The sequence below is a fragment of the Serratia oryzae genome, assembly GCF_001976145.1.
Lineage (GTDB): Bacteria > Pseudomonadota > Gammaproteobacteria > Enterobacterales > Enterobacteriaceae > Chania > Chania oryzae.
In genome coordinates, this window is record NZ_MOXD01000003.1 from 327,864 (window position 1) to 346,702 (window position 18,839).

Annotated in this window: 21 protein-coding genes; 14 read left to right on the forward strand and 7 right to left on the reverse strand. The window is 55.0% G+C overall.

What is annotated here, in order from left to right:
* The first annotated feature begins 158 nt into the window (after positions 1-158).
* The 8 genes from BMI79_RS07465 to BMI79_RS07500 all read left to right on the forward strand — a co-directional run bounded on the left by BMI79_RS07465 (position 159) and on the right by BMI79_RS07500 (position 4,106).
* Complete coding sequence (locus tag BMI79_RS07465) at positions 159-593, forward strand: antirestriction protein (RefSeq protein ID WP_076941502.1); 435 nt, start codon at positions 159-161, stop codon at positions 591-593.
* A gap of 10 nt (positions 594-603) precedes the next feature.
* Entirely contained in the window at positions 604-1,089 is a 486-nt protein-coding gene (gene radC / locus BMI79_RS07470; protein WP_076941503.1) for a RadC family protein, read from the forward strand.
* Between the two features lie 48 nt (positions 1,090-1,137).
* On the forward strand, positions 1,138-1,515 hold the full coding sequence (locus tag BMI79_RS07475; RefSeq protein ID WP_076941504.1) for a hypothetical protein: 378 nt from the start codon (positions 1,138-1,140) through the stop codon (positions 1,513-1,515).
* A complete protein-coding gene (locus tag BMI79_RS07480) occupies positions 1,515-1,832 on the forward strand; it encodes a DUF5983 family protein (protein ID WP_076941505.1) in 318 nt (105 codons plus the stop codon). The genes BMI79_RS07475 and BMI79_RS07480 overlap by 1 nt, the downstream gene beginning before the upstream one ends.
* A gap of 55 nt (positions 1,833-1,887) precedes the next feature.
* Complete coding sequence (locus tag BMI79_RS07485) at positions 1,888-2,370, forward strand: hypothetical protein (protein ID WP_076941506.1); 483 nt, start codon at positions 1,888-1,890, stop codon at positions 2,368-2,370.
* A 12-nt stretch (positions 2,371-2,382) separates the two neighbouring features.
* Positions 2,383-2,718: a TA system toxin CbtA family protein gene (locus BMI79_RS07490; protein WP_076941507.1), complete on the forward strand. Its 336-nt coding sequence runs from the start codon at positions 2,383-2,385 to the stop codon at positions 2,716-2,718.
* Between the two features lie 85 nt (positions 2,719-2,803).
* A complete protein-coding gene (locus BMI79_RS07495; RefSeq protein WP_076941508.1) occupies positions 2,804-3,172 on the forward strand; it encodes a type IV toxin-antitoxin system YeeU family antitoxin in 369 nt (122 codons plus the stop codon).
* A 76-nt stretch (positions 3,173-3,248) separates the two neighbouring features.
* On the forward strand, positions 3,249-4,106 hold the full coding sequence (locus BMI79_RS07500; protein WP_076941509.1) for a DUF4942 domain-containing protein: 858 nt from the start codon (positions 3,249-3,251) through the stop codon (positions 4,104-4,106).
* Between the two features lie 288 nt (positions 4,107-4,394).
* Here the strand turns inward: BMI79_RS07500 and BMI79_RS07505 are convergent, their stop codons facing one another.
* Positions 4,395-5,873: an amino acid permease gene (locus BMI79_RS07505; RefSeq protein WP_076941510.1), complete on the reverse strand. Its 1,479-nt coding sequence runs from the start codon at positions 5,871-5,873 to the stop codon at positions 4,395-4,397.
* A 140-nt stretch (positions 5,874-6,013) separates the two neighbouring features.
* Entirely contained in the window at positions 6,014-6,892 is an 879-nt protein-coding gene (yieE, locus tag BMI79_RS07510; protein WP_076941511.1) for a DNA-binding transcriptional regulator YeiE, read from the reverse strand.
* A 266-nt stretch (positions 6,893-7,158) separates the two neighbouring features.
* On the opposite strand from yieE, the gene BMI79_RS07520 reads away from it, so the two are divergent.
* Positions 7,159-8,235 carry a YeiH family putative sulfate export transporter gene (locus BMI79_RS07520; RefSeq protein WP_076941513.1) on the forward strand — a complete coding sequence of 359 codons (1,077 nt, stop codon included), beginning with the start codon at positions 7,159-7,161 and terminating at the stop codon, positions 8,233-8,235.
* A gap of 109 nt (positions 8,236-8,344) precedes the next feature.
* Positions 8,345-9,184 carry a deoxyribonuclease IV gene (gene nfo, locus BMI79_RS07525; RefSeq protein ID WP_076941514.1) on the forward strand — a complete coding sequence of 280 codons (840 nt, stop codon included), beginning with the start codon at positions 8,345-8,347 and terminating at the stop codon, positions 9,182-9,184.
* A 137-nt stretch (positions 9,185-9,321) separates the two neighbouring features.
* Here the strand turns inward: nfo and fruA are convergent, their stop codons facing one another.
* Genes fruA through fruB form a run of 3 tightly spaced genes read right to left on the reverse strand, consistent with a single transcriptional unit; the run spans position 9,322 to position 13,087 of the window.
* Complete coding sequence (gene fruA / locus BMI79_RS07530; RefSeq protein ID WP_076941515.1) at positions 9,322-11,004, reverse strand: PTS fructose transporter subunit IIBC; 1,683 nt, start codon at positions 11,002-11,004, stop codon at positions 9,322-9,324.
* Positions 11,005-11,018: 14 nt separating this feature from the next.
* The gene (fruK, locus tag BMI79_RS07535) at positions 11,019-11,957 is read right to left on the reverse strand and encodes a 1-phosphofructokinase (RefSeq protein ID WP_076941516.1); all 939 of its coding nucleotides are present in this window, start codon (positions 11,955-11,957) and stop codon (positions 11,019-11,021) included.
* Positions 11,954-13,087, reverse strand: a complete 1,134-nt coding sequence (fruB, locus tag BMI79_RS07540; protein ID WP_076941517.1) for a fused PTS fructose transporter subunit IIA/HPr protein — start codon at positions 13,085-13,087, stop codon at positions 11,954-11,956. Before fruB ends, fruK begins: the two co-directional genes overlap by 4 nt.
* Before the next feature lie 250 nt (positions 13,088-13,337).
* Here fruB and BMI79_RS07545 point away from each other — a divergent pair, with 250 nt between their 5' ends.
* Both BMI79_RS07545 and BMI79_RS07550 read left to right on the forward strand, forming a co-directional pair.
* Positions 13,338-13,757, forward strand: coding sequence for a nucleotide triphosphate diphosphatase NUDT15 (locus BMI79_RS07545; protein WP_422066564.1), 420 nt, complete (start codon positions 13,338-13,340; stop codon positions 13,755-13,757).
* A 121-nt stretch (positions 13,758-13,878) separates the two neighbouring features.
* Positions 13,879-15,057 carry a sugar efflux transporter gene (locus tag BMI79_RS07550; RefSeq protein ID WP_076941518.1) on the forward strand — a complete coding sequence of 393 codons (1,179 nt, stop codon included), beginning with the start codon at positions 13,879-13,881 and terminating at the stop codon, positions 15,055-15,057.
* A 5-nt stretch (positions 15,058-15,062) separates the two neighbouring features.
* On the opposite strand, the gene BMI79_RS07555 is transcribed toward BMI79_RS07550, so the two are convergent.
* Positions 15,063-15,317: a YkgJ family cysteine cluster protein gene (locus BMI79_RS07555; protein WP_076941519.1), complete on the reverse strand. Its 255-nt coding sequence runs from the start codon at positions 15,315-15,317 to the stop codon at positions 15,063-15,065.
* A 263-nt stretch (positions 15,318-15,580) separates the two neighbouring features.
* Here BMI79_RS07555 and mtr point away from each other — a divergent pair, with 263 nt between their 5' ends.
* Together mtr and yeiP are read left to right on the forward strand one after the other, a co-directional pair.
* Entirely contained in the window at positions 15,581-16,825 is a 1,245-nt protein-coding gene (mtr, locus tag BMI79_RS07560; RefSeq protein ID WP_076941520.1) for a tryptophan permease, read from the forward strand.
* A gap of 151 nt (positions 16,826-16,976) precedes the next feature.
* Entirely contained in the window at positions 16,977-17,549 is a 573-nt protein-coding gene (yeiP, locus tag BMI79_RS07565; protein ID WP_076941521.1) for an elongation factor P-like protein YeiP, read from the forward strand.
* A 42-nt stretch (positions 17,550-17,591) separates the two neighbouring features.
* On the opposite strand, the gene uxuA is transcribed toward yeiP, so the two are convergent.
* Positions 17,592-18,782 carry a mannonate dehydratase gene (uxuA, locus tag BMI79_RS07570; protein WP_076941522.1) on the reverse strand — a complete coding sequence of 397 codons (1,191 nt, stop codon included), beginning with the start codon at positions 18,780-18,782 and terminating at the stop codon, positions 17,592-17,594.
* Positions 18,783-18,839: the final 57 nt, after the last annotated feature.

Genomic DNA, 18,839 nt, shown 5'->3' on the forward strand with positions numbered 1-18,839 from the left:
ATGCCCATTCAGCTATCGCCCATGGCTGGCGACACATTGAACCTTTTGCGTTAACACCAGGGAAATATTTTCCACACCACCACACTTCAGGTCCCCGGTTCTCCGGTGGGCCTGTTTTGTTTTATGTCCTCACTAACCTGCACGGAGTTCACACCAGCATGACGACAACCTCAACCTGCTCAAACAGTTCTACCCTCACCGCCACTGTGGTGCCACCCCATCAGCGCTCTCGTTTCTGGCCGCAGCACTTCGGCAGCATACCGCAATGGCTCATTCTGGAGGCTCATGTCTTTGGTTGGCTGGATCGCCTGTGTGCCGATTACTACGGGGGTTCCTGGGATTTTTACACACTGAGCAATGGTGGGGCCTTTATGGCTCCAGAAGGCGATGAGCGGTGGTCACTGTTTAACAGCATGAATGGTAACGGTGCCGAGATGGGGGCTGAGGCCGCCGGGATTACTGCCTGCCTGATAGCCTACAGCCACCACGCCTGCCGCACCGAGAGCGAAGCCATGACCGACCATTTCTACCGGTTACGGGAATACGCGTTGCACCATCCCGACAGCCGCGCCATTTTCGCCCTGATTGACTGAGAACACCGATATGACCACTTCAACATTGCTGGCATCAACCGCACTGCCGTTAACGGCGCAGCGCACGGTGAAACGTGCTCTGTCATTGCTGGAAAAACACCTGCGCGAACCAGGAGCCTTATTTACCTCCACCAACACCGCACGCGACTGGTTACGTTTGCAATTCGCAGGACAAGAACGTGAAGTATTTATCGTGTTGTATCTCGACAATCAGCATCGCTTGCTGGCGAGTGAAACGTTGTTCACCGGCAGTATCAGAAGCACGGAAGTCCATCCCCGTGAAGTGGTGAAGGCGGTACTTCGCCATAACGCAGCAGCCGTCATTCTTTCGCATAATCACCCGTCTGGGGAGGCTGAGCCCAGCCAGGCTGACCGGCAGGTCACCGACAGGCTGGTCAACGCGCTGGCACTGGTTGATGTGAGGGTATTGGACCATCTGATTGTGGGAGGGCTTGATATCGTCTCCTTCACCGAACGCGGCTGGTTGCCTGGCTGATAGCAATCTTTCTCATTTCCCCAATCTCATTTTTCAAGGAGTATCCCAATGGGCTGGTATTTCTCCCAACAATCCCGCCGTGAACTGATCGCTGAACTGACCCAACGCAGCGAATCAGAACGCTACTGGCGTGAAACCCTCACCTATACCCTGCGTGGCAATGTGCTCTGGTCTGTTGTCCAACTGACCCCCAAAGCTCCGACAGGGGAGACTCGTACCTTTATCGGCTGTGACCTGCTACAAGGTTCCAAAGGGGAGTGGGGATATAAACCGATGGATGAGTCGATGCAACCTTACTATTACTCGTGCCCAAAGCGCTATTTGACAATGGTTCCGGCGCAATCCCCAGAATGGCGTGAAAAGGTATTGGCACATCATCAACGCCGTTACCCGCAACGGGGAGTAATAAAGGAGGCGAACCAATAATGGTAACAACGCCGATTTTACGTTTTGGTCTGCAATGCAGTTCGGCACATATCAGCGAGGAGGACAATGCAGTGCTGTATCGGATCTCACATTGTCAGGATGAGTTCAGCGACGGAGAATGGATTTCCTTTTCGGGCACCGGTTATCTGCTGAGATTGGATGCGTGGACCCACCCGGTATTGCAACTCAAACGGCTGGGGCTCTCCAAAGCTTGTCGCCGACTGGTCACCACGCTGATGAAACGCCATCAACTGAGCTACCTGCATATTGATGCCTTGGGTGAGGTGTTGCCCGGCTTTACCACCTTCGACTGGTAATACCCTTCAAGTTTCGCCTTCGCATTATCTCTCTACTTTACAAGGACATTAGCTCATGAATAGGAGCGCATCACCCGTGCCCGGCGTCTTTCATTTTCTGCAACATGGCAACGTGACATCGCAGGACTGGCAAGCCTTATGCCAGGCGATCACCACCGCTTACCAGCAACTGTGTCAACACCCCGACACGCTGGGTTTAACCACCGCGCCGGTTATCTGTGAATACACTGGCAACCGCCTGTATCGATTCGACGACAGCCTGATGGGATTGGGCATGATCAGCTTTAACGGTGAGCGGATTACCCATCAAGCAGGCGATCCGTTCATTCTCTACCAGCGCCAAACACCCTATGCACTGATCCGCTGCGATACGCGAGGCTATCCCTACCAGTGGCTGGTGATGGCTACGCTGTTGCTGGCCAATACGCAATGCCCGAACACCTGGACGATTGAATCTGATATCCCTGTGAATCACTGGCGCAAGGTCGCTCACTGGTTGACCCACCACTGTCAGTTACCGGTTTCCCCACTTTCTTAAGGAACTGCCCGTATGAAAACCCTCGATAAAATACCCCGCATCACGCCCAGCGCCAATCAAGCACGAATCGAATACCAGCAACTGCTGACCTGGTTGTTGGCTCACTGTTACGGTCTGGAACTCAACGATACGCCCTATCACGACGACCAGGCCATTGCCCAACAGATTGAGCATGGCATCACGGTACGGGAAACCGTCAATGAACTGGTGGAGAAATTTGACCTTGTACGCATTGATCGCCCCGGTTTCAGTCTGATGGCACAGGACCCAACCTTGAACGGTGGCGATATGTTACGTGCCCGCAGTGCGCTGGGCTTGCGCAGCCCTGTCATTCGACGCCTCACCTGACAGCCTTTCACTTACCTCACTAATCCAACAACACGCCAGCCTCATCGCTGGCGTTTTACTTTTTCAAGTTCAAGGAATTTTGACGATGAAGGAAACCCAATCCAATGCCGCCAGCAATGACAGCACTCCGTCGCCTGTCTGGGGCCTGCAATCTGCTATCACGCCACGCCTTGGAGCCCGGTTGGTCCAGCAGGGTAATCACCTGCATTTTCTGGCTGACCGTGCCGGTTTTGTCGGTACGTTCTCCCCTGATGCTCTTAAAACGCTGGATGCCGCTTTCCCGGTGCTGATCGAACAGTTGGAGGCCTGCCTGCGGTCTGGTGAACTCGATCAACGCCGTCAGCATTGCGTCACCGTGCAGCACGCCGGTTTTACCTGCGATGCCGATACGTTAGGTAGCTTTGGCCACATCTATATCGCTGTTTATCAGACAACACTGCCCAACCTGGTTTAAGCCGTAAGCACTCACACTCCCCAACCTTTAACCCTGCCTGCGATAACGCGGGCATTTTTTTCTAAGGAACTCAGCGATGCCAACCACATTGAATACTGTCATTGAACCTGAAGTTTTAACCGGTCACACCGAAGTGATTTGTTCTACCAGCATTGAACGTATCGTCACGGGGCGTAATGCCGCGTTGGCGCAGATTGAAGCCCTTATTCACCAGCTTGAGGATATCTCGGCCATCACAAACAGTATTGGCGGCGGAGTAGCAAGAGACTGGGCTATGAAACAAGACTTCCGCTGCGGTTGCTGGCTGATGGAAAAAGCAGAAACGGCCATGCCGGTGATCACCCGCAATCTTGATCGCGATATATGGCGGGATCTGATGAAGAAGTCAGGAATGCTGAGCTTGATGGACGCTCAGGCTCGTGACCAGTGGTACAGAAACCTGGAGAGAGAGACTATTCCTGCTATCAGCGAAGCCAACATACTCAGTACCTTTGAGCACCTGCATCAGAGCAAAGATGAAGTATTTGAGCGAGGAGTGATCAACGTCTTCAAGTCGCTATCTTGGGATTACAAGTCGAATCATCCTTGTAAATTTGGCAAGAAGGTGATCGTCAACAGTTTGGTGAGTTATAACCAATGGGGATTTACGCTAAATCACAGTTACCGGCGGGATCAATTGGCCGATCTTGAACGGATGTTGTTCCTGTTGGAGGGCAAAGCGATACCGGATAATCGGAGGGATGTCACCGCTCGGCTGTATGATCATATCAGCGCCCATCGGCAGAGAGCGCAGGTTTATGAGGATGAGTATTTTTCGATAAAATACTTTATGAAGGGATCAGCGCACCTGACATTTAAGAAACCGGCGTTGATGGACAAGATGAACGATATCATCGCCAAACATTACCCAAGTATATTGCCAGAGCGGGTGTAGGGTATCTAGAGTTCGAAGCAATGACTTGATTATGTGCGCTGAAGAACACCCAAATTTTTTGTCGCCTATCGACCGACGATGATTGCAATGGCAGATAGAGTATACATTATGCCCCTCGGGGTGGCCCCGTGTTTCGGGAGCCACCCTAAGTCACATTTAATACTCTCGTAGGAGAAAACAGTATTGAACCTATCCCCTTTTTGATGCCAAACCAAATGGGGGCCCTATTGGTGGCCCCTTCAATTATCGAATAAAACAATATCGTTAAATAACAAATGTTTTACTGTCTTACTTCGAATCCCACTTCGGGAATTCCATTTCGCTGTATTTCACTACGCGGGTGCCGCGCTTTAGCTTGTAACCGAACCAGATGATCAGGAACAGCGGAATACCAATGTAGGTTGCGGTCACGCCGTACCAGTCAATCTTATCTTCCAGGAATGCCTGATAGTTCTGCCCCAGCGTAATAATCAGGCACAGGACGAAGGCGAAAATCGGCCCAAGCGGGAAGAAGCCGGAACGGTACGGCAGATCGTTCAAATCATACCCCTGCATCACGTAGCCACGGCGGAAACGATAGTGGCTGATGGCAATCCCCAGCCAGGCGATAAAACCGGTCATCCCAGAGGTATTCAGCAACCACAGATAAACCGACTGATTGCCAAACATTGAGCTGAGGAAACACAGCGCTGCCACCACGGTGGTGGCATACAGCGCATTACGCGGCACGCCGCCTTTCGACAGCTTGGCGAAAATACGCGGCGCTTTGCCTTCCGAAGCCAACGTAAACAGCATACGCGTTGAGGCATACATCCCAGAGTTACCCGCAGACAGCACCGCCGTCAGGATCACCGCATTCATGACCGCCGCCGCAGACAGCAGGCCAGCATGCTGGAATACCAAGGTAAACGGGCTCACGCTGATGTCTTTAACATCGTTACGCAGCAGGTTCGGATCGGTATAAGGAATAATCAGGCTGATAATCAGAATCGCGAAGATATAGAACAGCAGAATACGCCAGAACACCTGACGCACCGCACGCGGGATATTCTTGCCCGGATCCTCGGATTCACCGGCTGCGATACCGATCAGTTCAGTCCCCTGGAAAGAGAAACCGACAATCATCGCTACACCGATCATCGCCGAGAAACCACCGGCAAACGGCGCATCGCCGATGGTCCAGTTTTGCCAGCCTGCGTTTTCACCGCCCTTCAGGATACCGAAAATCATCAGTACGCCGAGGCCGATAAAAATAATCACCGTGCTCACTTTGATCAGCGAGAACCAGTATTCCGCTTCGCCGAAACCTTTGACCGAGATGTAGTTCAGCAAGAACATCAGGCCGAGGAACAGCGCGCTCCAGATCCATCCGGGCGTGTCGGGGAACCAGTAGTTCATCACCAACTGCGATGCCACCAGGTCAACGGCGATGGTCACCGCCCAGTTGTACCAGTAGTTCCAACCCAGTGCAAAACCGAAACCTTCCTCAACGTATTTGGCACCGTAGGTCGAGAACGAACCGGAAACCGGCATAAACGCGGCAAGTTCGCCCAGGCTGGTCATGAGGAAGTAAACCATCAGGCCAATCAGTGCGTAGGAAAGCAATGCGCCGCCAGGGCCAGCCTGCGAAACTGTCGCACCTGAGGCGACAAACAGGCCAGTACCAATAGAACCGCCGATGGCAATCATGGTTAAATGCCGCGCTTTCAGTTCGCGGCGTAATCCGGGTGCTTGCTGCCCCGCTGTTTTTATATCCTGCTGAGCCATTCTTACCCTATCTGCTCGTCAAAAAATGAGGGCGGATTGTAACAAATACCCGTCTGCACACTAGTGACATTGCGCTGATATAAGATAGCTTCATAATCCAACGGTAATTATTAGCAACAGAGCTAATCGCCATGACCGCTTCAAACCTCCGCGGGCAGCACGCAGTAACTCAAAAAGCGTTGCAGAGCATTGGAAATATGCTTCTGACGGTGATGGATCAGATACAGCGTCCGAATCAACGGCGGCAACGGGATTTTCAACTCCACCAGCACGCCACTTGTCAGCTGTTCCTCGATCACCCGGCGAGACAGGCAACTGATGCCAATGCCATGACGTACCGCATGCTTAATCGCCTCGGAGTTGCCCAGTTCCATCACCAGCTGAAAGTTTGGCAAATGCGCCAGCAGCAGATGATCCAGCACTTCTCGCGTCCCAGAACCGCGCTCACGCAGGATCCACGGCGCACTCGCCAGCGCGGCCATGGTCAACGGCTGGCGAGCCAGGGGGTTATCGGGGGCGGCAAATACCACCAACTCATCCTCCAGCCACGGCTGGGTCACCAATTCAGGCATATGACACGGCCCTTCAATCAGGCCGAGATCGACGCGAAAATCCGCCACGGCAACAATCACGTCCTGGCTGTTACCCACGTTCAGCTCCAGCGGCGTGGCCGGGAAATCCTTACGGTAACGGGCGATCATCGCTGGCAGCATATAGTTGCCAATGGTACTGCTGGCCGCGATGCGCAGCGCACCGTTATCGTGCAGAAATAACTGCTCTATTTCCCCGGCCTGTTCCAACAGTGCCAGCGCTTTCGGATACAGCAAACGGCCGTGCTCGTTGATAACCAATCGTTTGCCTACCCGATCAAATAACAGCACATTCAGTTGCCCTTCCAGATCCGCCAACGCCGCGCTGACCGCTGACTGTGACAAGGCCAATACCACCGAAGCCTGCGTCGTTGAGCCACTTTTCAGCACTTCGGTAAAGACTTCCAGTTGACGCAAGGTGATATGCATAGGGGTCTCAGTCTAAAAAGCCGCCACGGCCACCATGTGCCGAGAAAGCCTTTGAAATTAAAACAATAGTCTGTGAATACGCGGTAATAAAACCGATAATCATACCAGTAAGATTATCATGTTTACAGAATTCGGCCTGCTCCCCATAAAAGGTAGCGTAATGAATTGACCACTTATTCAGATAGATTATAAGCATATAATCAATTTCTCTTTTAGGTGACCAGCTTTTACTCTAGTTGGCAAGAAATTCAGAAGAGGATTGAATCATGGCAAGCGATACCGTCCACACTTACCCCGAGCAACGTTTCCCACTGTTAGGGCTACCACGGCTGATACCCGGTTTACTGTTAACCGGCGCGTTAACCGCACTGGCGATCTGGGCCAGCAGTATCCCCTGGGTTGCTAGCTTGGGGCTAGGTGCACTGACGCTGGCGATCCTGTTTGGCATTCTGGTCGGCAATACGCTGTACCCCTGGTTACAGCCCCGGTGCCACACCGGCGTTCAGCTTGCCAAACAGCGCCTGCTGCGCCTGGGGATTATCCTTTACGGCTTCCGCTTGACCTTTCAGCAAATTGCCGATGTGGGTGCCAGCGGTATCATCATCGATGCCCTCACCTTGACCAGCACCTTCCTGCTGGCCTGTTGGCTGGGTAAAAAAGTTTTCGGCCTCGATAGCCAGACCACCATGCTGATCGGCGCAGGCAGCAGCATCTGCGGCGCCGCGGCGGTGATGGCCACAGAACCGGTTCTGAAGGCGGATTCCAGCAAAGTCGCGGTGGCCGTCTCTACCGTGGTGGTGTTCGGCACCCTGGCGATCTTCGCCTACCCTTGGCTATATCACCTGAATGAGCATTTCCAGTGGATGCCGTTTACCCAGGAAACCTTCGGCATCTATATCGGCTCAACGATTCATGAAGTGGCTCAGGTGGTAGCAGCTGGCCATGCCATTGGCCCGGATGCCGAAAACGCGGCGGTGATCGCCAAAATGATCCGCGTCATGATGCTGGCCCCGTTCCTGCTGCTATTATCCGGCTATATCAGCCGCGGTGCTGCGGGTAACAAAAGCGAGAAATCGGCCATTACCATCCCCTGGTTTGCCGTGCTGTTCATTGCCGTTGCCGGGCTGAACTCATTCAACCTGCTCCCTGCGGCCCTGGTTCAGCACTTGATTACCGCCGACACCTGGATGCTGGCGATGGCCATGGCGGCGCTGGGCCTGACCACCCACATCAGCGCAGTACGCCAGGCAGGGATGAAACCGATTCTGCTGGCGACGTTGCTGTTTATCTGGCTGGTTATCGGCGGTGGCGCGATTAACCAACTGGTTCAGACCCTGCTGTAAATCCCCTCCCCTCGGGCCCGCGCTTACGGGCCCGCTTCTTGTTTTGCCCCACCATTCAATCCTGTGTGTATCAATGCCATAATGATGGCGATAACACAGGAGAATGAAAATGAAGTTTGTCGGTGCACATGTCAGCGCTTCAGGCGGCGTGGATCAAGCGGTGATCCGCGCACATGAATTAGAGGCGACCGCATTCGCCCTGTTCACCAAAAATCAGCGTCAATGGAAAGCGGCTCCGCTGCCCGCCGACGTGATCGATAAGTTTAAACGTGCCTGCGCACAATACGGTTTCGGCCCAGGGCAGATCCTGCCTCACGACAGCTACCTGATCAATCTTGGCCACCCGGTAGAAGATGCGCTGGAAAAATCCCGCGAGGCGTTTCTTGATGAAATGCAGCGTTGTGAGCAACTGGGGCTTACGCTGCTGAACTTCCACCCGGGCAGCCACTTGATGCAGATTGATGAGGATAAATGCCTGGCGCGCATTGCCGAATCGATCAACATCGTGCTGGACCAAACCCAGGGCGTGACGGCGGTGATCGAGAACACCGCCGGTCAGGGTAGCAATCTGGGGTTCAAGTTTGAGCACTTGGCGGCCATTATCGACGGCGTGGAAGATAAAAGCCGCGTTGGCGTGTGCATAGATACCTGCCACACCTTCGCCGCCGGTTATGATTTACGCACGGAAGAGGACTGCGAAAAGACGTTCCAAGAGTTGGGGAGCGTGGTGGGCTTCAATTACCTGCGTGGCATGCATCTTAATGATGCCAAAAGCGAGTTTGGCAGCCGCGTTGACCGCCACCATAGCCTCGGTGAAGGCAATATCGGCAAGACGGTGTTCAGCTACATCATGCGCGATGCGCGCTTTGATAACATCCCGCTGATTCTGGAAACGGTGAACCCCGATATCTGGGCCGAAGAAATCGCCTGGCTGAAAGCTCAGCAGTGAGCTTCTTCCCATAATGCAAAAACCGGCATCTGAGCGCTAATGCTGGTCGGTGAGGAGCAAAGCGGCATAAACATGCGTTAATTGCTCAAGGCGTCGCCCCCTCTCCCCGAGGGAGAGGGAACTGTATTGTTTATCTATCAGGCCACATTCGCCGCCGCAACGTCACTGCGTTTCAGCACCGCGTAACCAACACCCGCCAACAGCGTACCGGCGATAATCGCCACCAGGTACAGCAGCACCGGAGAGATAGCGCCAGGGATCAACAGCACGAACAGACCACCGTGCGGTGCCATCAGTTTGGCACCGAAAGCCATCGACAGTGCCCCGGTCAACGCACCACCGGCGATACAGCACGGCAGTACGCGCATCGGATCGCGGGCAGCAAACGGAATCGCCCCTTCACTGATAAAGCACAGCCCCAGCACTAACGCCGCTTTGCCGCCTTCCTGCTCGGATTTCTCGAACTTGTTGCGCGCAATCATCGTCGCCAGGCCCATCGCCAACGGTGGCACCATACCTGCCGCCATAATCGCCGCCATCGGCGCATACACCGAGGAACTCAACAGCGCCACGCCGAAGGCATAAGCAGCTTTGTTCACCGGGCCCCCCATATCGGTGCACATCATCGCACCCAGAATGGCGCCCAACAGCACCGCGTTAGCCGTTCCCATCGATTGCAGCCAATGGGTCAGGCCTTCCATGATTTTCGCCACCGGCGTACCGACCACGTAAATCATTATCAGACCGGTGGTCAGGCTCGCCAACAGCGGGATAATCAGGATCGGCTTCAGCGCTTCCATACTCTTCGGCAGATGCAGCTTGTTACTGATCGCTTTAGCAACATAACCCGCCAGGAAACCGGCGATAATGCCGCCGAGGAAGCCAGCATCGGTGCTCACCGCCAGCATACCGCCGATCAGGCCCGGCGTCAGGCCAGGACGGTCGGCAATCGAGAACGCGATGTACCCCGCCAGAATCGGCACCATTAACGCAAAGGCTGAACCACCGCCGATCTGCATCAGCGCTGCGGCCAGAGTGCCTTTTTCTTTAAACGCTTCGATACCAAACACGAACGACAGCGCAATACACAGGCCACCCGCTACCACCATCGGCAGCATGTAGGACACCCCGGTCAGCAGGTGACGATATGGCCCTGCGCTCTCTTTTTTCTTGCCTGCGGCTGGGGCACGGCTGCTCTTCTGCGGCTGGAAGATTTCTGCCTCCGCCTGCGCTTTGTCCAGCTCCTGCGCGGTTTTCTTCAGCGCCAGCCCGGTAGAAGTGCGGTACATCGGCTTACCGGCAAACTTGTCAAGATCCACTTCGATATCTGCCGCCACAATCACCAGATCGGCCGCCGCCACTTCTTCTGGGGTGATGGCATTACCAGCCCCTACGGAACCACGGGTTTCCACCTTCACCCACCAGCCACGTTTTTTGGCTTCACTCTCGATGGCTTCGGCCGCCATAAAGGTATGCGCCACGCCGGTCGGGCAAGCGGTAACCGCAACGATACGTTTCGGGCCAGCCGCCTTCACAGGTGCGGTAACCGTAGCCTGATAAGGCTTGGCCTCGGTTTTGGCCTGCGCCAAAAAGGCCTCAGGATCGCGCACCGCGTGTTCCACATCACCCACGTAAACCACTTTGCCATTCAGTTCTGCATCCGTGAGCGCAGCTTGACCAGCCACGACCACCAATTCAGCTTCGTTCAGCACATCCACCAGCGCCAGGCCAGTTTTGGCCGCAGCGCCTTCAAGCATGCGTTTCGCCAGGTGACCACGAGCCTGCCCGAGCGAACCGTCTATCATCAGCAGCGTTTTCATTCTGCCTCCTACTGTCAGTTAAAAGGTTTCAGATCGACACGCGCCATCATCGCGGCCAACTGCGGGCGATCGGTCACGCCAACGTTGCTCTGGCTCACCGCCAGGGCAGCCACGGCGGTGGCCAAACGTAAGGTATGCTCACTGGATTCACGCATCAGCAAGCCATAGATCAAACCACCGACCATCGAATCACCGGCCCCTACCGTGCTAACCACCTCACAGGAAGGAGGCTTGGCGATCCAGGCACCCGAGGCGTTGACCCACAGAGCGCCCTCTGCGCCCAGCGAGATCACGACATGAGCGATCCCCTGATCGCGCAGCGCATGAGCGGCCTCCACCACGGCCTCCAGCGTGGGTAATGGGCGACCGGCCCAGATCTCCAGTTCTCGCCGATTCGGTTTGACCAACCAAGGCGCGGCTTTCAGCCCTGCCACCAGCGCCTCACGGCTGCTGTCGAAAATAATGCATGGGCACTGCGCGCGCAGGCGGATCATCCATTCGGTAAAGGCTTCTGGTGGCACGCCTTCCGGCAAACTGCCGCTCACCGCCACCATGTCGAACTGGCCGAGCCAACTCAGGGAATCGTTCACAAAACGTTCCCAATCTGGCGGCGTAACTTCAAAGCCAGAGAAGTTGAAATCGGTCACTTCACCGTCTTTTTCCGTCAGTTTCACGTTGATACGGGTACGCCCTGGCACCACCTGGAAGCGGTTGGCAATGCCCAAATCACTGAACAGCAGTTGGAAACCATCCTGATTATCTTTCCCCAGGAAGCCTCCCACGGTCACATCGATACCTAAATCTTTCAGTACTTTGGCAACGTTGATACCTTTACCAGCGGCGTGCAGCCCGGCAGTTCTTACCCGATTAACCTCACCCCGTTCGATCTCCGGGCAGAACCCCACCAGATCGTAAGCTGGGTTAAGGGTAATGGTTGCTACTCTTCTGCTCATGCCGCACCCTCACCCAGGCCTGTGCTAATGGCTTCGCCAATCGCTTTCAGCGCCGCTTCAGCATCATCACCGCTGGCGGTAAAGCGTAACTGATGGCCTTTCTTCACACCCAGTGCCACCACCTTCATCAGGCTGCGGCCGTTAGCCGGTTTACCGCTGCCGTTGAGATTGGTCACGGTAATTTCACTGGAAAACTGTTTGATCACGTTAACCAACGCCGTGCCCGGGCGGGCATGCAGGCCGTGTTCGTTGCGAATGGTATATTCTGCGCTCAGTACCGCACTCTCTGCGGCGACATCGCTGGTCAGCAGCGCCAGCACGCTGGCAGCATCGGCGTTCAGCAAGCGTTCAGCCTGCTGGCTTAACAGCAGGTCGCTGAGGTAGTTCAGCAGCGTCAGCGGTTGCTGATCGGCAATCGCCACGGTCAGCAGCAGCGCGACCGGCTCGCCGGCTTCGTCAAAAGCCTGCGCAGGACGGCTCAGGGTTGCGGCACTGAACAGGTTGCCTTCAGCGCTGTCGCTCAACCAGATGCCTTGCCCCAGATTCAGCGGCTTACGGGTGATCACATCGCTGACAAACCGGGCGTCGACCGCACCGATCTTCTGCAAGCGGCCCGCATTCAAGGCCTGCAGCGTCATCAGCGAATCAGCCGCTACGTCCAGTGCGATCAAGGACACATCGAACTGGAACTCAGCCGTTTGCTTTTCGCCCATCAGCAGGCTGCGCAGCTCTTCTGCTGACGTGGTTTTTGCCAGCTGCGCCGCAACGCCGTCGTCGCTGAGCACGTGCGTCAGTTGGCGCAGCAGCGCCAGGTGTTCATCTGAACGGGCGGCGATGCCGATCACCACATAGGCGGTCTGGCCTTCACCCCATTCAATCCCCTGCGGGAACTGGAATACCTGCACCCCGGTATTCAGTACCAGATCGCGGGTATCGGTAGTGCCATGCGGAATGGCGATACCGTTGCCCAGATAAGTGGACGTTTGCAGCTCGCGCTGCAGCATGCCGTCCACATAGGCGGCGCTGACGCACCCTGCGGAGGTGAGCGCTGCCGCGACCTGCCGGATAGCTTCCTGTTTGCCGCTGGCGGCGGCGCCCAGGTGAATGTCTTGCTGTGACAACTGGAACATAGTTCTCCTCTCCTGCTGAATTGAATCGTTTCAGCTGTGTAGGGAAAAAGAAGCGTTACCAGAACCGTATGCGTCCGTCCGATAACGCTGAAACGTTTCAATGAGTGTGGGATCAGGTATTGCTGAAAGCAAGTTTTCTCAATCTTCATATGATGTTTTTTTGACGTTACGCACATTTTTCCTGCAAATAGCCAGTTAAAAGGGCAAAATGACATACTGTGCTGAAACACTGCTGAAGGAGAAAGAGATAATGGTAGCTACCGGCGTTGGCGTGATCATCGTTAACCCGCAGGGCCTGATTCTATTGGGTAAGCGCTGTGGTTCTCATGCCCCTTTCTGGTCAATTCCCGGCGGGCACTTGGACCCCGGGGAAACCTTTGAACAATGCGCCCGGCGCGAAGTGGCTGAAGAGACGGGATTACAGATCGCTCCCCCAAGGTTCATTGGTATCAGCAATAATCTGCAAACCTGGCAAGCCGAAGGCAAACACACGGTATCCATCTGCATGTGGGTTCAGCACCCCGGCGGCCAGCCCGAACTCAAAGAACCAGAAAAGTGTGCCGAATGGCGTTGGTGTTCCCCAACGGCCCTGCCGGAACCGCATTTTGAAGCCAGCCGTAACGCGATCGCCCTATGGCTGAGTGGTAACGTCTATCAACCCTCAATCTGAAGCGTATTTTCCGCAGAAAAGCGCTTTTTACCCTGTTGTTGATTGAAACCGTTTTTCGTTTTTTTTAAAAACGCGTACTCTACGCGCGACTTATTTTTCTATTGGCTATTTGCTCACCACTATGCGTATTTCAACTGCGGTAACACGACGTTTGCCTGATTTCACTTCCCTGGCATTTATTGTCGTGGCCTTTCTCACCGGCATTGCCGGTGCCTTGCAAACCCCCACGCTGAGCCTGTTCCTTTCCACCGAAGTGCAGGTTCGCCCCAGCATGGTGGGTTTGTTCTTTACCGGCAGCGCGGTGATCGGCATCTTGGTCAGCCAGTTTCTTGCCCGCCGCTCAGATAGAAAAGGCGACCGCAAGTCACTGATTTTTCTCTGCTGCATGCTCGGCGCACTGGCCTGCGCGCTGTTCGCCTGGAACCGTAACTATTATCTGTTGCTGTTTGTTGGCGTGCTGCTCAGCAGTTTTGGCTCCACCGCCAACCCACAGATGTTTGCGCTGGCGCGCGAGCATGCCGAGCACACCGGGCGAGAAGCGGTGATGTTCAGTTCCATCCTGCGCGCCCAGGTGTCGTTGGCTTGGGTGATCGGCCCGCCAATTGCCTTTGCGCTGGCGCTGGGTTTTGGCTTTCAGGTGATGTACCTGGCGGCGGCAGCGACTTTCATCCTCTGTGGCGCCTTGGTGTGGAAAACCCTGCCCTCAATGCCCAAAACCCCTTCCGCCAAAGGCGCTAAGCTGGAAGCTCCGCGCCAGAACCGCCGCGACGCACTGCTGCTGTTTGCCGCCTGCACCCTGATGTGGACCGCTAACGGCATGTATCTGATCAACATGCCGCTGTATATGGTGCAAGAGCTACGTTTGCCGGAAAAACTGACCGGGATTTTGATGGGCACAGCGGCCGGGTTGGAGATCCCAACCATGCTGCTGGCCGGGATGGCCGCCAAACGTTTCGGTAAACGCTTCCTGATGCGCTGCGCGGTGATCGCAGGCGTGCTGTTCTATGCTGGATTGCTGTTTATCACCGGTACCTGGCAGTTGATCGCGCTGCAATTGCTGAACGCACTGTTTATCGGTGTGCTGGCAGGCATTGGCATGCTCTATTTTCAGGATTTGATGCCAGGGCAAGCAGGAGCAGCCACCACGCTATTTACCAACACCACGCGCGTAGGCTGGATCATTGCCGGTTCGATTGCCGGTTTCGTTGCCGAAATCTGGAACTACCATGCGGTATTTTACTCCGCACTGGCGATGGTGATAGGTGCGGTGCTGTGCCTTTGGCGGCTCAAGAATGCCTGAGCCAGTTAGGGGGCAGTATCTACCTCTAGCTTAGCCAGATAGATTAACGCCTCGTCACGGCGATCGTGACACATCTCCCGGCTGGCCTGCAGGCTACCGCAAACGCGGGGCCGTAATGGTGAATGAAACAGGCCACAGCGCAGTTGCTGATCCAGATGAATGCAACGGGTATTCGCCGGTTTGCCATTGGGCATGCCGGGAATAGGGCTGGAAATTGAAGGTGCAATGCAGCAGGCGCCACAGTCGGGACGGCAGTCCATCAGCGCTTCTCCTGGCAGCTGGCAGAATTGAAGCCGGACAATAGCAGCCCCCCGTAATTGCCGCCAGCAGAATCCGCTGTGAACCCGAATCTTTATCTCCTTACGCTGTTTTAATACGGCAGAAACCGCAATGCTTTTCGCAAAAAAACACCATTATCCCAATCATTCTGCATACAAATAGCAAATTAGTTTCTTTACATGCTTACATTGCGCATTGTACTATTGAGCTAGTACAAAAGAACCCCTACTATTCAGGAGCCATAATGTCCGCGGACATCACCCAGAAGCTTTCCCGCCCTTCCGTACTCGGCGGCGCGATGATCATCGCAGGCACCGCAGTCGGTGCCGGTATGTTCTCTATTCCCATTGTCACTTCTGGCGTGTGGTTTGGCGGCTCCGTCGCATTGTTGATTTATACCTGGGCCTGTATGTTGATTTCCGGCCTGATGATCCTCGAAGCAACGCTCAATTATCCGGCCGGTGCCAGCTTTCATACCGTCGTCAAAGACCTGCTCGGTAAAGGCTGGAATACTCTCAACGGCCTGTCCATCACCTTCGTGCTGTATATTCTGACCTATGCCTATATCTCAGCCGGTGGCTCGATCATCGCTCATACCCTGGAAGGGATTGTCGGCACTCACCAGGCCATCGCCGGGCTGGTGTTTGCCTTGCTGGTGGCGTTTATCGTTTGGTTATCGACCCGCGCGGTGGATCGCCTGAGCACCATTCTGATTGGTGGTATGGTGATCACTTTCGTGATGTCGGTTGGCGATATGTTTACTCACGTCCAGCCTGCGGTGTTGTTCAACCGTAGCGACAGTAGCGCCAGTTATCTGCCCTACGCCCTGGCTGCCCTGCCTTACTTGCTAACCTCGTTTGGTTACCACGGCAACGTGCCGGGGCTGGTGAAGTATTATCATAAAGACAGCCGCGCCGTGGCGCGCAGCCTGGTTTACGGCACGCTGCTGGCATTGGCGATTTACATCCTGTGGCAGTATGTGATTCAGGGCAATATCACCCGTGATGCGTTCAAACAGGTGATCGCCGAGGGGGGCAATATCGGTAGCCTGCTCAAGCAGATGGGCAACGTGTCCAGCAGCCAGACGGTGGGCCAACTGCTCAGTGCGTTCTCTTATATGGCACTGGCCAGCTCTTTCCTTGGGGTTTCTCTGGGGCTGTTCGATTATCTGGCCGATTTCTTCAAGTTCAGCGATAACGCCGCAGGCCGCACCCAGTCGGCGCTGGTGACATTCGTTCCACCAACCCTGGCAGCCCTGCTGTTCCCGAACGGTTTCCTGTATGCCATCGGCTTTGCTGGCCTGGCTGCCACCATTTGGGCGGTGATCGTCCCCGCAATGATGGCACGCGCCAGCCGCCGCCGCTTTCCGCAGGCAACGTATCGCGCCCCCGGCGGCCATGGCATGATCCTGTTTATCATCCTGTTTGGCGTGGTTAACGCCGTCGCTCACGTACTCACCCTGCTGAATATGCTGCCGGTATTTAAATAAAACCGCTCACCGAGGGTGACGATTGCCGCCCTCTTTTCCCACTGCAACTCCCGGCTTTGCTCACTCTTTTTTTGCGCGGCTCTTGCCTGAAAAGCGCGGTACGAGTAACTTGTCGCAACTTCTCAAAACTCCTTATCGACAGGTTATTCCAATGGCAAGAGCTAACGAAATCAAGCGTGGTATGGCGATCAACTACAACGGCAAACTGCTGCTGGTGAAAGACATTGATGTGCAAAGCCCAACCGCGCGCGGTGCCAACACCCTTTACAAAATGCGTTTCTCTGACGTGCGTACCGGGCTAAAGGTGGAAGAGCGTTTTAAAGGCGATGATATTCTGGATACCATTACCCTGTCGCGCCGCAAGGTGAACTTCTCCTACATCGACGGCGAAGAGTACGTATTCATGGATGACGAAGATTACACGCCGTATATCTTCAAAAAAGACCAGATCGAAGACGAACTGCTGTTTATCCCAGAAGCGGGCTTGCCAGGGATGCAGGTATTAACGCTGGAAGGCCAGGTGTTAGCCCTGGAATTGCCACAAACCGTGGATATGGAGATTGTTGAAACGGCACCGGGCATCAAAGGGGCTTCTGCCAGCGCCCGAAACAAACCGGCCACCATGGCGACCGGTTTGACCATTCTGGTGCCGGAATACCTGAGCCCAGGGGACAAAATCCGCATTCATATCGCCGAGCGCCGCTATATGGGCCGTGCCGACTGATTGTGACTCAGGGCGCAGCGGGCGCCCTGCCTTCTCTGCACCTCAGAGTAATTCTGGGAAGAAGCGCCGCTTCAGCGCCAACTCTACGCCACGAATTTCCGCTAACCCCTTCAAGCGACCAATCGCCGAATAGCCTGGGTTGGTTTTCTTCTTCAGATCGTCCAACATCTGGTGGCCATGATCCGGCCGCATCGGGATTGGCCGACGATCGCCCGCCTGCAAGCGGCGCTGCTCTTCGGTGAGAATGGCCTCAATCACCGACACCATATCCACATCCCCTTGCAAATGCGCCCCTTCATGGAAGGTTTTCGGGTTCTGCTCGCGGCAGGTGGCGCGCAGGTGGGTGAAGTGAATACGATCGCCGAAGGTTTCGATCATCTTGACCAGATCGTTATCCGCCCGCACGCCATAGGAACCGGTGCACATGGTGAAACCATTGTGGATGCTATCAACGGTTTCTTTCAGCCATTGCATATCCTCAATAGTAGAAACAATGCGCGGCAGGCCGAGGATCGGGCGCGGCGGATCGTCCGGGTGTACCGCAAGACGCACCCCAACCTCTTCCGCCACCGGTACAATGGCGCGCAAAAACACCGCCATGTTTTCACGCAGTTGGGCTTTGTCGATATGATCATATTCGGCCAGCCGCGCGCGGAACTGCTCGAGCGTGTAGCCCTCTTCTGCGCCTGGCAACCCGGCGATGATATTACCGGTCAGCTTGGCAATCTCTGCCGCACTCATCGCGTTAAAATAGGCCCGTGCCTCGGTTTGCTCTTCGGCGGTATAGTCTTTTTCAGCCCCGGCCCGCTGCAGGATATACAGATCAAAAGCGGCAAAGGCGATCTGATCAAAGCGCAGCGCTTTTGAACCGTCTGGTAATAAATACTCTAGATCGGTGCGCGTCCAGTCGAGGATCGGCATAAAGTTGTAGCATACGGTGTCGATACCGCAGGCCGCCAGGTTACGCAGCGACTGCTGATAATTGGCGATATGACGCTGATAATTGCCGCTGCGGGTTTTGATTTCTTCATGCACCGGGATGCTTTCCACCACCGACCACACCAGCCCTTTCTCAGCCAGCAGGGCCTGACGCGTTTTTATTTCCTCAACCGGCCACACTTCACCGTTAGGGATATGATGCAACGCCGTCACCACACCGGTTGCCCCCGCTTGACGTACATCGTCCAGCGAAACCGGATCGTTTGGCCCGTACCAACGCCATGTTTGTTCCATAACTTTATCCTTATCAATAGTCCGCTCAGTCATCTGAGGTTTGTCATCAGTGGTGAG

What these genes read in the sequence shown, in the direction of transcription:
- BMI79_RS07465 (WP_076941502.1), top strand. Translation starts at nt 159, where the DNA reads ATGACGACAACCTCAACCTGCTCAAACAGTTCTACCCTCACCGCCACT.
- radC (WP_076941503.1), top strand. Translation starts at nt 604, where the DNA reads ATGACCACTTCAACATTGCTGGCATCAACCGCACTGCCGTTAACGGCG.
- BMI79_RS07475 (WP_076941504.1), top strand. Translation starts at nt 1,138, where the DNA reads ATGGGCTGGTATTTCTCCCAACAATCCCGCCGTGAACTGATCGCTGAA.
- BMI79_RS07480 (WP_076941505.1), top strand. Translation starts at nt 1,515, where the DNA reads ATGGTAACAACGCCGATTTTACGTTTTGGTCTGCAATGCAGTTCGGCA.
- BMI79_RS07485 (WP_076941506.1), top strand. Translation starts at nt 1,888, where the DNA reads ATGAATAGGAGCGCATCACCCGTGCCCGGCGTCTTTCATTTTCTGCAA.
- BMI79_RS07490 (WP_076941507.1), top strand. Translation starts at nt 2,383, where the DNA reads ATGAAAACCCTCGATAAAATACCCCGCATCACGCCCAGCGCCAATCAA.
- BMI79_RS07495 (WP_076941508.1), top strand. Translation starts at nt 2,804, where the DNA reads ATGAAGGAAACCCAATCCAATGCCGCCAGCAATGACAGCACTCCGTCG.
- BMI79_RS07500 (WP_076941509.1), top strand. Translation starts at nt 3,249, where the DNA reads ATGCCAACCACATTGAATACTGTCATTGAACCTGAAGTTTTAACCGGT.
- BMI79_RS07505 (WP_076941510.1), bottom strand. Translation starts at nt 5,873, where the DNA reads ATGGCTCAGCAGGATATAAAAACAGCGGGGCAGCAAGCACCCGGATTA.
- yieE (WP_076941511.1), bottom strand. Translation starts at nt 6,892, where the DNA reads ATGCATATCACCTTGCGTCAACTGGAAGTCTTTACCGAAGTGCTGAAA.
- BMI79_RS07520 (WP_076941513.1), top strand. Translation starts at nt 7,159, where the DNA reads ATGGCAAGCGATACCGTCCACACTTACCCCGAGCAACGTTTCCCACTG.
- nfo (WP_076941514.1), top strand. Translation starts at nt 8,345, where the DNA reads ATGAAGTTTGTCGGTGCACATGTCAGCGCTTCAGGCGGCGTGGATCAA.
- fruA (WP_076941515.1), bottom strand. Translation starts at nt 11,004, where the DNA reads ATGAAAACGCTGCTGATGATAGACGGTTCGCTCGGGCAGGCTCGTGGT.
- fruK (WP_076941516.1), bottom strand. Translation starts at nt 11,957, where the DNA reads ATGAGCAGAAGAGTAGCAACCATTACCCTTAACCCAGCTTACGATCTG.
- fruB (WP_076941517.1), bottom strand. Translation starts at nt 13,087, where the DNA reads ATGTTCCAGTTGTCACAGCAAGACATTCACCTGGGCGCCGCCGCCAGC.
- BMI79_RS07545 (WP_422066564.1), top strand. Translation starts at nt 13,338, where the DNA reads ATGGTAGCTACCGGCGTTGGCGTGATCATCGTTAACCCGCAGGGCCTG.
- BMI79_RS07550 (WP_076941518.1), top strand. Translation starts at nt 13,879, where the DNA reads ATGCGTATTTCAACTGCGGTAACACGACGTTTGCCTGATTTCACTTCC.
- BMI79_RS07555 (WP_076941519.1), bottom strand. Translation starts at nt 15,317, where the DNA reads ATGGACTGCCGTCCCGACTGTGGCGCCTGCTGCATTGCACCTTCAATT.
- mtr (WP_076941520.1), top strand. Translation starts at nt 15,581, where the DNA reads ATGTCCGCGGACATCACCCAGAAGCTTTCCCGCCCTTCCGTACTCGGC.
- yeiP (WP_076941521.1), top strand. Translation starts at nt 16,977, where the DNA reads ATGGCAAGAGCTAACGAAATCAAGCGTGGTATGGCGATCAACTACAAC.
- uxuA (WP_076941522.1), bottom strand. Translation starts at nt 18,782, where the DNA reads ATGGAACAAACATGGCGTTGGTACGGGCCAAACGATCCGGTTTCGCTG.